This is a genomic window from Hydrogenophaga sp. SL48, from assembly GCF_021729865.1.
Lineage (GTDB): Bacteria > Pseudomonadota > Gammaproteobacteria > Burkholderiales > Burkholderiaceae_C > Hydrogenophaga.
The window spans coordinates 553901-567952 of the sequence record NZ_CP063400.1; the positions used below are offsets into that span (position 1 = coordinate 553901).

The 14052-nt window shown below is 69.9% G+C and carries 9 protein-coding genes; all 9 read left to right on the forward strand.

Annotated features, from left to right (window positions below):
• Positions 1–2: 2 nt before the first annotated feature.
• The 9 genes from IM738_RS02630 to IM738_RS02670 all read left to right on the forward strand — a co-directional run bounded on the left by IM738_RS02630 (position 3) and on the right by IM738_RS02670 (position 14048).
• Positions 3–4937 carry an N-acetylmuramoyl-L-alanine amidase gene (locus IM738_RS02630; RefSeq protein WP_236964346.1) on the forward strand — a complete coding sequence of 1645 codons (4935 nt, stop codon included), beginning with the start codon at positions 3–5 and terminating at the stop codon, positions 4935–4937.
• A gap of 15 nt (positions 4938–4952) precedes the next feature.
• Positions 4953–5915 carry a hypothetical protein gene (locus IM738_RS02635; protein ID WP_236964347.1) on the forward strand — a complete coding sequence of 321 codons (963 nt, stop codon included), beginning with the start codon at positions 4953–4955 and terminating at the stop codon, positions 5913–5915.
• A gap of 2 nt (positions 5916–5917) precedes the next feature.
• A complete protein-coding gene (locus IM738_RS02640; protein ID WP_236964348.1) occupies positions 5918–6163 on the forward strand; it encodes a hypothetical protein in 246 nt (81 codons plus the stop codon).
• Entirely contained in the window at positions 6160–6933 is a 774-nt protein-coding gene (locus IM738_RS02645) for a hypothetical protein (RefSeq protein WP_236964349.1), read from the forward strand. Before IM738_RS02640 ends, IM738_RS02645 begins: the two co-directional genes overlap by 4 nt.
• Entirely contained in the window at positions 6930–8357 is a 1428-nt protein-coding gene (locus IM738_RS02650) for a S8 family peptidase (RefSeq protein WP_236964350.1), read from the forward strand. Before IM738_RS02645 ends, IM738_RS02650 begins: the two co-directional genes overlap by 4 nt.
• Before the next feature lie 193 nt (positions 8358–8550).
• Positions 8551–10293, forward strand: coding sequence for a hypothetical protein (locus IM738_RS02655; RefSeq protein WP_236964351.1), 1743 nt, complete (start codon positions 8551–8553; stop codon positions 10291–10293).
• A 45-nt stretch (positions 10294–10338) separates the two neighbouring features.
• Complete coding sequence (locus tag IM738_RS02660) at positions 10339–11391, forward strand: hypothetical protein (RefSeq protein WP_236964352.1); 1053 nt, start codon at positions 10339–10341, stop codon at positions 11389–11391.
• 82 nt (positions 11392–11473) lie between these two features.
• On the forward strand, positions 11474–12793 hold the full coding sequence (locus tag IM738_RS02665) for a hypothetical protein (protein WP_236964353.1): 1320 nt from the start codon (positions 11474–11476) through the stop codon (positions 12791–12793).
• Positions 12794–12812: 19 nt separating this feature from the next.
• The gene (locus IM738_RS02670; protein WP_236964354.1) at positions 12813–14048 is read left to right on the forward strand and encodes a hypothetical protein; all 1236 of its coding nucleotides are present in this window, start codon (positions 12813–12815) and stop codon (positions 14046–14048) included.
• Positions 14049–14052: the final 4 nt, after the last annotated feature.

Genomic DNA, 14052 nt, shown 5'->3' on the forward strand with positions numbered 1-14052 from the left:
TCATGGCCGTTATCCGTGCAAACCGCGAGTCGATTGATGACCGTTTCAGCGTGCTGGGTTTCACCGTGCGCTCCGAGTTGCCCCTGTTCGAGATCGCCATCGCGACCGATCCGGCACTGCTCAGGCCCGAGCTGCGCGCTCAGCGCACGCCCGGCAACTTCCACACCAGCCGCCTGCTGCGCACGGCGCCGTCGCAACGCGGTGAGGCCGTGTACCTGGTGCCGCCCGAGGTGGTGTCGCGTTTCGTGGGCCAGCAGCGCCTGTATTTCGGTCTCGCGACCTACCGCGAGAGCGACCGCAGCACCCCGGTGTCGATGCGCATGCCGGACCGCGGGACGATGTACGTCAGCCTCTCGGGCCTGACCGAACGGGGCCTGCGCCGCTCGGTCCGCAGCCGCGGCCCCCTGACCCACAACGGCGCGGCGTATGGCGGTGGCGGCGTCGAGCTGGGCTGGGGAGGCGATGCGGCGGGCACCCCGCCGCCGCCGTCGCGCGACGAAGACCGCGCGGCGGCGCCCAAGGCCTCGACGGTCCCGGGCGCCGGGCCCACCACCTACAGCGACGGCTACTCGGACGAGCTCTGGACGCAGCCGGCGCCCGCCGCCGCACCGGCACCCACACCGCCCACCGCGCCGGACCCGACGACCGCGCCGAGCGCCACGGCACAGGGCCTGGCCAGGCGCAATGGGGCCTTGCGCCGTCCGATGGTGAGCGCGCGCTCGCTGCTGATCTCTTCCGACTACCAGCCCGCCAACTTCTGGGACGCGTTGCGCGCGCAGGCGGGCTTCTTTCTCGACAGCGCCATGTGGTACCTGGGCGTGCTCGACACCCGGGTGATGCCGCATGCGGCGGTCTGCCAGATCCGCGTGCCCGACGGGTCCGCCGAGGGCGGGCTGCACGGCTCCGGGTTCTTCATCGGCCCGCGCCTGATCATGACGGCCGCGCACGTGGTGAATGGCCAGAGCGAGCTGATCGTCGTTCGCGGCAAGAACGGCGGCGGCACGGCGGGGGCCAACGAGCCCTTCGGCCGTTTCAAGGTCAAGACCTTCCGCCAGCACGGTTCATACGGCACCCACGGCAGCGACTTCGACATCGCCCTGATCCAGGTGCCGGCGGCCAACGCGGTCGGCGCCGGCCAGTACTTCGACCTGGTCGAAGAGCTGACCCAGAGCCGGCCCGAGGGCGTGGTGGTCAGCGGGTACGCCGCGCGCTGGTACGCCGACGACCTGATCGAGCACTTCGTCAACGAGACCATCGACCCGAACCGCCAGCACCTGATGGGCGGCCACATCCGCGAGCTGCCGACCGACGAGACCTTCAGCTACAACATCCAGACCCTCGGCGGCACCAGCGGGTCGCCGGTGTACTGGATCGAAGACACCGGCGCCGGTCCCCAGGCCCACCTGGTGGGGGTTCACGTGGCCGCCCACGACGCGACCACCAACCTCGGCTGCCGCATCACCGCCAACAAGCTGACCTGGATCCGCCAGGTGGCGGCCGAGTGGGGGCAGACGCTGACCTTCTCGATGGGGCGCTTCGCCCGGGGCCTGTCGGCGGTCGACGAAGACAGCGCGCACGACATCGGCGGGCCGATCCCGGACGACCCCACCAGCACCGCGCAGGGCTGGCACGGCACCCGCGGCCTGAACCTGCCCGCGCCCGAATACCCGATGGCCAGCCGGTTCGAGGCCGCGGCCAGCGGCAACTTCCGCGCCGTCAGCGGCACCCGCAGCATCGACCGGATCGTGATCCACATCACCGACGGTGGCGCCAGCATCAACGGCACCATCAGCTGGTTCAAGAACCCGGCGGCCAAGGTCAGCGCGCATTACGTCATCGGGCAGGACGGCGAGATCGTGCAGATGGTCGCGCACAAGGACGTGGCCTGGCACGCCGGCTCGGCCAACGGCACCAGCATCGGCATCGAGCACGTCGCCAACACCAAGGGGCTGAACCCGACCCCGGCGCAGATGTGTGCGTCGGCCGCGCTGGTCACCTGGCTGTGTGACCAGTTCGGCATCACACCCGACCGCGCGCACATCCTCGGCCACGCCGAGGCCGACGGCAAGACCACCCACCAGGCCTGCCCGAACGCGGTGTGGGACTGGGTCTATTACATGGACATGATCACCACGCGCACCTGCTACGTGCCCGATGCCCTGGTGCCGAGGACGCAGTCGCTGGGGGTGCGCGGCCACGGTCACAGCCACGGCCTCGGCGAGCCGCAGGAGGCGTCGCACGACGGCCTCACCGATCCCGATGCCATGGGCATCGATGGCGACATCCCCGACGGCGACAGCGACGCTGTATCGCAGGCGCAGGCCTGGTACGCCCGCGCCCTGGGTGATCCGGCGCCGGAGTACCCGGGCGCGTTGAAGTTTGCGCCCGCCCATCCCAACAACTACACCCAGGGCCGCAAGGCGGGCACGGCCATCGACCGCATCGTCATCCACATCACCGCCAGCAAGAACGACTACGACAAGACGGTGAAGAACTGGTTCCAGAACCCGAAGCAGATGATGGGCACCAAGCGGGTTCGCGTCAGCGCGCACTACGTGATCGGCCGTGGCGGTGAGGTGGTGCAGGTGGTCGCGCACGGCGACACCGCGCACCACGCCAACGGCGCCAACAGCCGCAGCATCGGCATCGAACACAACGCCACCACCACCCGCGACCACGCCCCCACCGACGCGCAGTACCGCGCCTCGGCCAGGCTGGTTGCGTGGTTGTGTGCGCAGCTGGGACTGCCGGCCGACCGCAGCCACGTGCTCGGTCATTCCGAAGTCGATCCCAGGACGACCCACACGAGCTGCCCGAACTCGGTGTGGGACTGGGACACCTACATGGGCCACCTCGCCGCCGAAGCCGCGGCGTTGTCGGGCGGCGTGGTTGCGCAGGGTCTGGGCCTGCGCCGGGGCTATTCGATGGCGCAGGAAATCATCACGCCGTTCTACGACCCCGCCGATCCGGCCAGCGCGCTCACCTGCCAGGCCGACGCCTTCAGCCAGGCGCGCGAAGAATGGTTCGCCGGCGTGCCCAACACCACCCTCTTTCCGCACTCCGCCATCTGTCTGCTGGAGATGAACGACGGCAGCGGCGGCGTGGCGCGCGGCACCGGCTTCTACATCGGCCGCAACCGCATCCTCACCTGCGCCCATAACCTGCACAACCAGGCCAGCGTGGTCATCATCCCGGGCAAGAACGGCAACGGCGGCGCGTCCACCGAACCCTTCGGCCGCGCCACCGTCACCTCCGCCTCGTGGCGGATTCCGGCCAGCTACGGTGGCAGCAACCCGGCCACCGATCTGGCGGTGATCGACAACGTGCCCATCGATGCGCCCAACGGTCTGTGGTTCGACGAACTCGAAGAACTCAACCAGTCGCGGCCCGAGGGTGTCGTGGTCTGTGGCTATTCCTCGCGGTCGACCAAGGTGCCCGAGCTGACCAAGGCGATCGACGGCTTCAAGCAGCACCTGCACGCCGGCTACATCGCGGCGCTGGCGCCCGACGACAGCACCTTCAGCTACCCCATCCTCACCCTCAAGCGCGCCAGCGGCTCTCCGGTGTACTACCTCAGCGACAAGAGCGGGAGCCTGCGCTCCTACGTGGTCGGTGTGCACACCGGCAGCGACAGCGACGACCTCAACCGGGGTTGCCGCCTGATGCAGAACAAGATCGACTGGATCGAGGGCCGCACCACCAGCCTGTCGCTGGGTGCACCGGGCGCCAAGGGCAGCCGCTCGCTGGGTGCCGACGGGCCGTCCGACCACGCCGTGCACCTGATCCCGCAGCCCAACAAGCACGCCTGCTGGGCGGCCGCCATGGCGATGCTGCTGGCGCACCGGCGCCCGTCATCGCACACGCCGGAGTCCATCGCCCGCGAGGTGGGCGGCAGCCTGACCACGTCCTTCGGCTGGGACCTGATCAAGGCGGTCAAGGCGCGCTACGGCTTCGAGGTGATCGACCAGCCCTCCAACGCGAGCATCTACCACGCACCGAAGCAGTGGGCGGAATGGCTCAACGCGTTCGGCCCGCTGTGGGTGGTCATCGTCGGGGCGCCCCATGCGGTGGTGGTGGCCGGCATCCGCGGCAACCTGGACGATCCCGCGAGCACCGAGGTCAAGATCCTCAACCCCTGGGACACGCGCACCGCGTTCGACAACGACCCGGTCGAGTTCCGTCCCGCGAACGTGGGTTACGAGGCCTGGCTGCCCTTCGACACCTTCGCCGGTGATTTCGGCAACATGGCCGAGGCCGACTACGGCAACTGGCGCATCCTGCATCTGCCGGCGAGCGCGGCGGGTGCCCAGGCCCTGTCGGCCTCCGACGACGCGGGCAGCGAGGCCGTGGACGACCCCGAGCAGATCCACCTGCTGCCGCCGCCCCCGCCGGTGGTGCGCGAGCTGAGCGTGTCGCGGGCGCTCGATGGCGGCGCGACCGTGGCGATCGCCACCACCATCGCCGGCGCCGTCATGGAGCGCCTGGCCAACAACGACGGCGACATCACCTGGGAGCTGGACCAGCTGCGTGGCTACAAGCACCCCAACGACATCGCGCCGTCGCCCCTGCCGCCCGCGAGCGATGCGCGGCCCATCCGCCTGACCGACTGGCCGGCGGTCGACGTGGGCTTCCTGGTCAAGGACCGGATCAGCGCGGGCTTCGAAATCAACTGGCAGTACAACGGCCGGTCGGTGGGCAATGTGCTGATCAGCAACATCGCGACCAACGACGCCATCGGCATGGGCCTGGTCGTGAAGGCCAAGATCATGGACGACAACATCGTCTACCCGCGCAGCAACCCGACCTTCGCGGCACTGCGCGTGCGCTTCGAGTACCGGTTCACCCACTACGTGCGCGGCGACAAGATCGCGATCCGCGACATCCGCCTGTTCGGTGACGGCACCTACAGCGACGACGGGCGTTGGGAACAGACCTGAGGCGGAGCAGCCACCATGTCCGGCCCCACGCGCACCAGCGGTTCGATCTTCCCGGCCCGGCCCGGCCCGGCGCTGTCGCGCGCCCAGGCCGGTGAGACGGTCGCCGCCACGCCGTCGCCGCCCGCCGCCGCGAGCAAGCCGCCCGCCACCGAGACCATCGCGCGCCGGGCCGGCGCGATGGTCAATGAAATCGACTTCCCGGGCTTCGTGTCCCAGCTCGTGCACGGCACCTTCGACGCCATTGTCGATGCCTCGATCCGGCAGATGGAGAGCTACTCCGGCCTGGTGTCGGCGGTGGCGAAGACGGTGGACCAGTTCACCGAAGAGAACGTGACCTTCAACCAGGCGCGCGACTGGCTGGTCTCGCGCTACCCCGGCGACGTGGTGCTCCAGCTGCCGGACGCCACCGGAACCGAACCCCGGCTGTCGCCCCGTGCCGAGGAGCTCAGCCCCGTGTGGCTGGCCGACTACGGCCTGGAAGGGCAGGAGCTGAGCACCGAGCTGCTGGAGCAGCAGGTGTTGCCCCAGGTGCGCAACAAGGTGGGCGCCGAGCGCCAGCAGCTGCTGGCCACCATGGTGCTGCTCGGCCTGAACCGCGTCGCCGTGCGCGACGGCAGCATCAGCGCCAAGGTCATGTTCCGCGCGGCGGCGCGCGACGCCGCCGCCGTGCAATACGCCACCAGCAGCGACCCGCAGGCGATCGCCACCTGGGGCGAGCGCGGCAGCCTCAGCCAGACCTCGCAGAGCACGACCATGGTGTCCACGCTCGCGGTCAACGCCCAGAACGAGTCCACCGTGCGTGCCGACCTGTTCGGCGAGGTCAAGCTCAACTTCGTCAGCGAGACCCTGCCGCTCGACCGCCTGGCCGACGCCGCCAAGATCGCCCTGGTGCAGCAGCACTCGCCGGCCATGCGCCCCGCCGCGCCACCGCCCGCGTTGCCACCCGCCGCGCCGCCGGCCGCCGAAGGGAGGCCGTGATGATGCGCGAGCTCTCCCAGCTGCTGGACGGGCTGCACGACGGCCTGCTGGCCATCGAGGCGCGCGAAGGCCTGCGCCTGTCCCAGGTCGACATGACCCTGCCGATCGACCTGCGGCCGGTGTTCCGCGACGGCGGCTGTGTGCTGCTTGCGGACTTCACCCGCAGCAGCGAGGTCAACGCCTGGAGCGCCACGCCCTCGCGGCTGACGCTGGGCTGGAGCAGTGACGGTGTGGGAGCCGAGCCATGAGCACGCCGCTGCTGCAGGACGCCGGCGTCCCCTTCGACCTGTTCATCTCGTCGCTGACCGAGCAGCTCGACAAGGCGCAGGCCTCGATGGCGATCAAGGCGAGGCTGGGCAAGCTGCCGCTGACCTTCGCGGTCAAGGAGGTGTCGCTGGACCTGCGCGCGTTCGTGCAGATCCTGGACGACGACATCTACCTGCGGCCGGCCGGCCCCGGCGAGACCGAGGCCAGCAGTATCAAGCTGCAGCTGACCACGATCACCAAACCCATGATCGACGAGAACAGCGTCGACTACAGCACCGAAGACCCGAAGTTCTCGCTGCGCGAGGCCCTGGGCGACCAGATCTCCGAGACCGAGCAGCGCCAGCTCGAACGCATCGGCGTGCGCACGGTGCAGCAGCTCAACGAGCTGAAAGAAAAGGCCGGCACCGACGTGATCGCGCGCCTCTCGCGCATGCCGGTCAACCGTCTGCAGCAGGCCTTGCTGCGCGCGGCGGCGCCGCGGGTCACGCGGGTCGAGCCCGGCGCCGGCACCGGCCCGGGCGACACCTCGGGCCGGGTGCACCTGAGCGCGCCCGGCCTGCGCCCCGGGCGTCTGCCGCGCGTGCGCGCGGCCGGGGAGAGCGTGGCCGTGGTCGGCGCCGAGGACGGCCGCATCGTGCTCGCGCCGATGGCGTCGCAGCTCGGGTGCGAGGCCGAGGTCGATTTCGGCGACGGGCAGGTGGCGCGTGTCGAACTGAGCGACGGCCGGCTCGGGCAATGGAGGCCGGCATGAACACCTCTCACACCGTGCGCGGCCGCCTGTTGCTCACGCTCAAACTGGGCGAGATGCCCGAGCACGTGCCGGGCTGGCGCGCCTGCACCCACCACGGCGCCGACATGGCCGAGCACATCGACGGTGGCGTGATCGACCGCCTGCTGCGCCACCACGGCGGCGCGCTGCGCGCGGTGCGCCTGCACAGCGCGCGCCAGCCGCGCAGCGCGCGCGCCGTGCCCGGCGCCTACCGCTTCGACGAGGTCGAGCAGATCAGCGGCGTGGCCCGGGTGCTGCGGGTGCAGGTGCGCGACCCGGCCGGCATGCCGGCGCTGCTGCAGGCGCTGGCGGAAGTGCCCATGGTCGAGCGGGTCACGGCCAACCACCTCAGCCACGCGCCGTTTGCCGACGCGCCCGGGGCAGGGATCGCGGCAGACGTCCGGACCCTGGACCACGCCTGGGTGCGGCAGTGCGCGCGCATCGACGAGGCCCTGCGCTACGAAGGCGGTGACCCGGCGGTGGTGCTCGGCCTGGCCGACACCGGCGTGTCGCTGTCGCACGTCGAGCTGGCGTCGCGGCTGCGCGCGGGTTTCGACAGCGTGGACCTCGACCCCGAGACCGTGGGCGGCGTCACCCTGGTCGGCGACTACCGCCGCGCCGGCGAACGCCCGCAGGACGAGGTCGGCCACGGCAGCGGCTGCGCCGGCATCATGGCGGCCCTCGGCAAGGGCATGCCCCCGGGGGCCGCGGGCGCCTGCGGGCTCACGCCGGTGCGGGTGCTGGGCGCCGCGCTCGGCCCCGGCGACAAGCGCGTGGGCGTGGGCGCGCTCGACAACATCGACGCCGGCATGAAGCGGCTGATCGACCTGGGCGTGAAGGTCATCAACATGAGTTTCGGCACGCCCGAGTCCATGCTCGACGCCGATGCGCCGAGGCCCCATGAAGAAATCGTGCGCTACGCGCTGGCGCGGGGCGTGATCCTGGTGGCGGCGAGCGGCAACTCGGGCCTGAGCGAGCGCTACTTCCCGGCGGCGCTGCCCGGGGTCATCGCGGTCGGCGCGATCGAGCGCGGCCTGGGCCCCGCGTCCTTTTCCACCCGGGGCGGGCATGTGGCCCTGTGTGCGCCTGGCCGCGACATCCGCACCTGCGGCATCAGCGGCTACCAGCTGGCCAGCGGCACCAGCTTTGCCGCCCCGCACGTGGCCGCGGTCTGTGCGCTGCTGGCGTCGCGCGCCCAGCGGCGTGCCCAGCCGCTGGACAGCGTCGAGGCGCGGGACATCCTGATCGCCAGCGCGAGGCCGTTTGCGGTGGCCGGCGTGACCGGTTGCGGTGCGGGCGTGCTCGATGCGCTGGCCGCGCTGCGGCGGCTCGACGCGGACATCGACCGCCGGCTGCGAGAAGAAGACGGCCCTGCCGATGAACCCGACGCTCTGGCGGTTGCCTGAGCCCCCAGGCCACCACCGATGACACCCGGCAAACAAGGAGAGAGCCATGGTCACCCGAAGTAAACCCACCCCCTCGCGCGCTGCCCCGGGCGCCGCGGCCTCCTCGCGCCGCGCCGCGGCCACCACCGCTGGCACCCGCCGGTCTTCCACCACCACTTCCGGCCTGCGGGCCCCAACCACCGAAGGACATACCATGAACCGCATCCTCCTGGTCGACCTCGGCGAGCGCGAACTGAAAGAACGGCAGGCGTTGCGCGCTCGGCGGCAGGTCCTTGAAACCATCCAGAACACCGCCGACACCAGCGGTGGCCTCAGCGCCCGCCAGCTGGAGGAACTCGCCGGCATCGTCGAGAAACTGGCCAGCGACGTGGTCGCTGACCCCTTCTACCGCAAGGTGGCGGCGACCTACGCGCAGAAGCCCTGGGACGAGCTGGCCGACGCCGACGACAGCGAGTTTGTCCACAAATACGGCCTGATCGGCACCCAGCGCGTGCCGTCCAACTTCCTCGATGCACTGCAAGCCAGCGAACGCGAGATCGTCGGCATCTGCGGCCTGCTGCAGATCGAAGGCACCACCGACGACGGCCGCCGTGGTTTCGTGCAGAAGGTCAGCGCCGCCCAGGGCGAGTACCGCGAATGCCGCGCGCTGTTCGACGCAGCGTTCGAGCTGCTGAGCAAGAAATACCTGGTCACCCTGCGTTCGCAGATCCAGTCCCGGCTGATCGACGAAGACATCTATGGCTGCATCGAACCCGGCGGCGACCCGCAGGACCGCAAGACGGTCAAGGAGATGCAGCCCAACGCGACCGACAAGGTCTGCGTGCTCAGCGGGCGCAACCTGGCCGCGGTCGTGCGCAAGCTCGCGGCCGACGGCGTCAGCGCCAACGACCCCTGGCTCACCAGCCGCATCGAGAACACCTACGAGATGCAGAGCGGCGTGGTCGGTGGCGCCTCGCCGTCCTCGTTCGACATCCCGCTGCCCGACCTCGAAGAGGCCACCGACGGCGAGATCGTGCGCGAAAACCTCGACGCCGCCCAGGCCATCTACTTCTCCTACCAGCTGGAAGAGGCGCGCATGCCCCAGGTGGTCGAGCGCATCGTCGAGCTGTTCCGCGCCGGCCTGCTGCCGCTGAGCTACGGCAAGACCGGCGACTACCTCTACGGCTACTACAAGAAGGCCTCGGAGCGCATCACCGAGGGCGAGCGCCGCGACCTCTACATGCGCGCCTTCGGCGCCCCCGGCGGCGACCCGAGCACCAACCAGCCCAACCGCGAATTCAACGACCTGTGGTGGCGCTTCGTGTCGTCGGTGTCCTCGTTCGGCCGCCAGCTCACCGTCGACCGCATGTTCCGCAGCCAGATCCCGCTGTCGGTGTCGCAGGAACAGGTGCGCAAGGCCGCGCGCGACCTCGCCGCCAGCCTGTCGCGCAACTGCTATGGCATCGCCTACCAGTTCTCCAAGGAGCTCAAGACCCTGATCATCGAGTACCGCGACCTGCTCAGCGACCAGGAGATCCGCACCTCGTTCGGCGCCCGCGACATGTGGCAGGTGATGGACCAGGTCAATGCCAACTACCTCGGTGGCACGCGCAACAGCCACCGTTACCGCACCCAGGCCAAGTGCGGTGCCATCGTCATCGCCTGGCTTGCACGCAACCACCAGCGCCTGACCAACCGCCTGGGCGAGGTGATCTCGACCAACGCGCTGACCAACCCGCAGCTGCGCGGCAGCGACCGGCCGATGGAAGACCCCACCGACTGGGACCTGCTGCAGGCCTGCGAGCAGCTGATCGCGGTGGGTGGCATCGGGGACCAGCGGGTCGAAGACTTTTCGCAGCCGGTCGAGTCGCCCACCATCACCAGCAAGCCCATCGAGATGCCGCAGATGGCGCGCGATGCGCTGGATTCGGCGGGCATCAGCCTGCCGGGCTTCTGACGGTTCGCTGGTCGCCACGCACCCCCACGCTTCAGGAGAACCGCCATGTCCTACCCAGGCCCCCGAGCCCACCCGATGAAGAACCTGGTGACGCGTTCGCTGAACTCCGCCTCGCAGGCGCTGGGCACCCGCGACCCCATGCCCTACGTCGGCGACCTGATCGAACGCACCTTCTACCTGCCGGACGACGACATTTCCTACGCCAACAACCGCCTCACGCCGGGCGCGGTGCCCTACGAGCCCTCGTTCTCGGAGTCCGAGCCCCACACCCTGCGCTTCACCATCGAGCCCCTGGGGCCGAACGCCTCGCCGGTGGCGCGCCGCGACGAGGCCACGCGCGAGATGCGCCGCCTGATCCAGCCCGTGTTCGGCCGCGACGCGCTGCGCTGGTTCGACAGCCGCAGCGAAGAGTGGCGCGGTTTCGGGGGCATGAGCTGGATGAACTTCGGGGCCTGGTTCGGCAGCGCCTTCGACGAAGACGGGCTGTACGCCGCCAAGATCTACTACGAGCTGCTGCCCTCGCAGATCGACGCGCTGTCGCCGACGCTCGCCGACCTCACGCGCCGGGTGATGGCCGAGATGCCGACCCTGATGCCCATCTTCACCTCCATCGGCTGCAAGCGCGACAGCGGCAGCCAGCGCGTCACCTTCTTGCACCGGGGGGCCCTGGCGGTCAGCGCGCTCGGCCCGCTCATGAACCGACTGGGCATCGGCCACCAGCTGCCCAGCCTGATGCGCATCGTGGGCGTGGCGCTGGGCGGGCGCTTCGAGCTGCCGGCGGGTGGCGTGCTGATCGGCATCCGCGAGACGCCCGACGGCGTGGAGCTGAAGCTGGAGATCCTGCTGGCCGCGATCCCCGACCTGCCGTCCCGCTTCCTGGACCTGATCAAGCTGGGCCTGGCCGAACGGCCGCGGCAGCTGCTGGCGCTCTCGCGCTGGCTCGAAGCCTTCGGTGTCGACGACGTGGGCCAGCAGGGGCACTTCTCGGTGCTCAGCCTGCGCGTCACGCCCACCACGCAGGCCCGCATCAGCCTGTACGTGCGACCGATCGAGTTCGAGATGCGGGAGGCGATCGAGGAAGCCCAGAGCCGGCAATGACCCTGTGGGCGGGCCCGCCCGCCGCAGCCCCGACGAACCACCGGCCGTGCCCTGCACGGCCACAGACCCGGAGCGACCCGCCATGTCCGCCATTTTTCCGCCCCGAACCCAGGCCGCTGCCCGGCCTGCGCCGCCGCCCGCCAGCCGGGAAACGCTGGCCGTGGCCCGCCAGCAGGTGCGCCGGCTGCTGGAAAGCAGCGACGCGTTCAACCAGCTTGCGCCGGACAAGCGCGAGAGCCTGGCCAAAGGCATGGTCCAGATCGCGAGCTACCTCGCCGAACCGGACGGCGTGCGCCTGAAGCCCGAGCAGCAGAGCCCGCAGGTGCGGGCGCTGGCGGGCGAGAACTTCGCCCTGAAGAAGTCCGCCGGCAACAACACCGACGAAGAGGGCAAGTTCACCGCGCAGAGCGCGCGCGAGGGCGCGGCGGTCGCCGGCGCGCTGCTGGAAGCGGTGAACTTCCCGGACTTCTGCGCCGGGCTCATCGACGGCGTGTTCCATTCCATCGTCAAGAGCTCGATCGAGCAGATGGAGGCCTACGCCAAGCTCGTCGCCGACGTGTCCAAGAGCCTCAACCAGTTCCGCGACGACAACACCACCCAGAACCAGGGCCGCGACCACCTGATCGAGCAGTTCCCGGACGTGTTCCAGCTGAGCATGGACACCGGCGAATTCGCTTTCGGCGACGAACCGGCGGCCGGGCCAAGGGTGACGGTGCGCGAGGGCGTCAACGAGAAGGCTGCGGTCGCGAAGATCAACCAGTCGCTGCCGCTGGACAAGCCGATCGAACGGCTGGACGACGAACTGGTCGAGGCGCTGCTGGTGCCGGCCGCGCGCACCCAGCTCGCGACCAGCCGGCAGCAGCTGCTGGCGACCATGGTGATGCTGGGCATCAACCGCATCGTGGTCACCGACGGCAAGATCTCGGCCAAGGTCATGTACGACTTCAAGGCGCGCGACAACATGCAGTTCCGCCGCAGCGCGCAGAAGTTCGACTACGACAAGAAGCTCCAGAGCACCACCAGCGAAGGCACCAACGAGCAGAGCAGCAACGAATCGAACCGCGGTTTCACCCGCTCCGCCGACGGCGCCTACGACACCGGCGGCCGCGACGCCAGCTTCTACACCAAGGGCACCTACAAGACCACGGCGCAGCCGGTGTTGAACATGGCGTCGGCCTCGCAGACCTCGATCAACGCGAGCCTGGAAACCAAGGCCAGCCTTGCCGGCAGCATGGAGGTGAACTTCAAGAGCGACTACCTGCCGCTGGAGAAGCTGGCGAACCCCGAGGCGATCGCCGCGATCCAGATGAACGCGCAGCCGGGCATGGTGAAGACGATGGCCTCGCGCCCGCCCGCCCCCGCGGCCGGCCAGACACCGCCCGCGACCGCGCCGGCGGCCTGAGCTTTCCACGGAGACCACCATGTCCGCCACCATCGTCCGCAACCCGCACACCGAGCCGGCCTGGCTGGACGACGATACCCTGCGCGCGGTGCGCCCCCAGGTGCGCCACCTGCTCGAATCCTCGGCCGGTTTCCGCGAGCTCGAGCCCGCGAAACAGCAGGAGATCGCGCGCACCATGGTGCGCGTCGCCTCGTACATGGCCAACCCGCAGGGCCTGGCGAAACAGGAGCTCACGCCCGGCCAGGGCGTGCTCGCGAAAGTGCCGGCGCCGGCGGGGCAGGGCGCGCCCGCGCAGGCGCTGGCCAACCCGGTCGACCAGGCGAAGAACAAGGCGTCCGAAAAAATCGGCACCTTCGCCGGCAGCGATTTCGAGGCCGGCTCGGTGAAGCAGGGCGCCGACAACTTCAGGAACTTCGTCGGCGCCGTCGACTTCCCGAAATTCGTCGGGGGGCTGATCCAGAACGTGTTCCAGGCCATCGTGGACGCCTCGATCCAGCAGATGGAGGCGTACGCCGAGCTGCTGAAGGCGGTGGCGCAGACCGTCGACCAGTTCGCGGCCGACAACATCAGCATGAACAACGCGCGCGACTGGATGTCGCAGCGCTTCCCCGCCGACCTCGCCATCGACACCAGCGACCCGGAGGCCGGCCCGCGCCTGGGCATGAAGAACGAAGACAGTGCCGAGGAGGCCCTGGCGCGCGTGAGCCAGGAGCTGCAGCTGGCCGAACCGGTGACCGACCTGTCCGACGAGGAACAGGAAGGCCGGCTGGTGATGGCCGCGCGCATGCAGATGGCGCGCAGCCGCCAGCAGATGCTGTCGTCCATGGTGATGCTGGGCATCAACCGCATCGTGGTGACCGACGGGCTGATCAACGCCAAGGTGGTGTTCAATTTCCGCGCCTCCGACGACGCCAAGCGCGACGCCAAGGCCTCGCTGTACGACCGCGACTCCAGCTACAACAAGAACACCACCGTGGCCGGCGCGCACTTCGGCTGGGGGGGCGCGGCCAGCGCGAACACCAATGTGCAGAGCCACATGACCACGGTCTCGTCGTCGGTCGATGAGACCTCGAGTTCCAGCCAGGAGATGAAGGCCAAGCTCACCGGCGAGGTGCGGGTCAACTTCAAGTCGGACTACTTCCCGATGGAGAAGCTGGCCTCGCCGGGCATGATCGCCAGCATCCAGGGCAACGCCACGCCGTTCGACCCGAACACCCGGTCGAACCCCGCGGGCGCGCCGGCCGCGGCGGGTTGAGGGG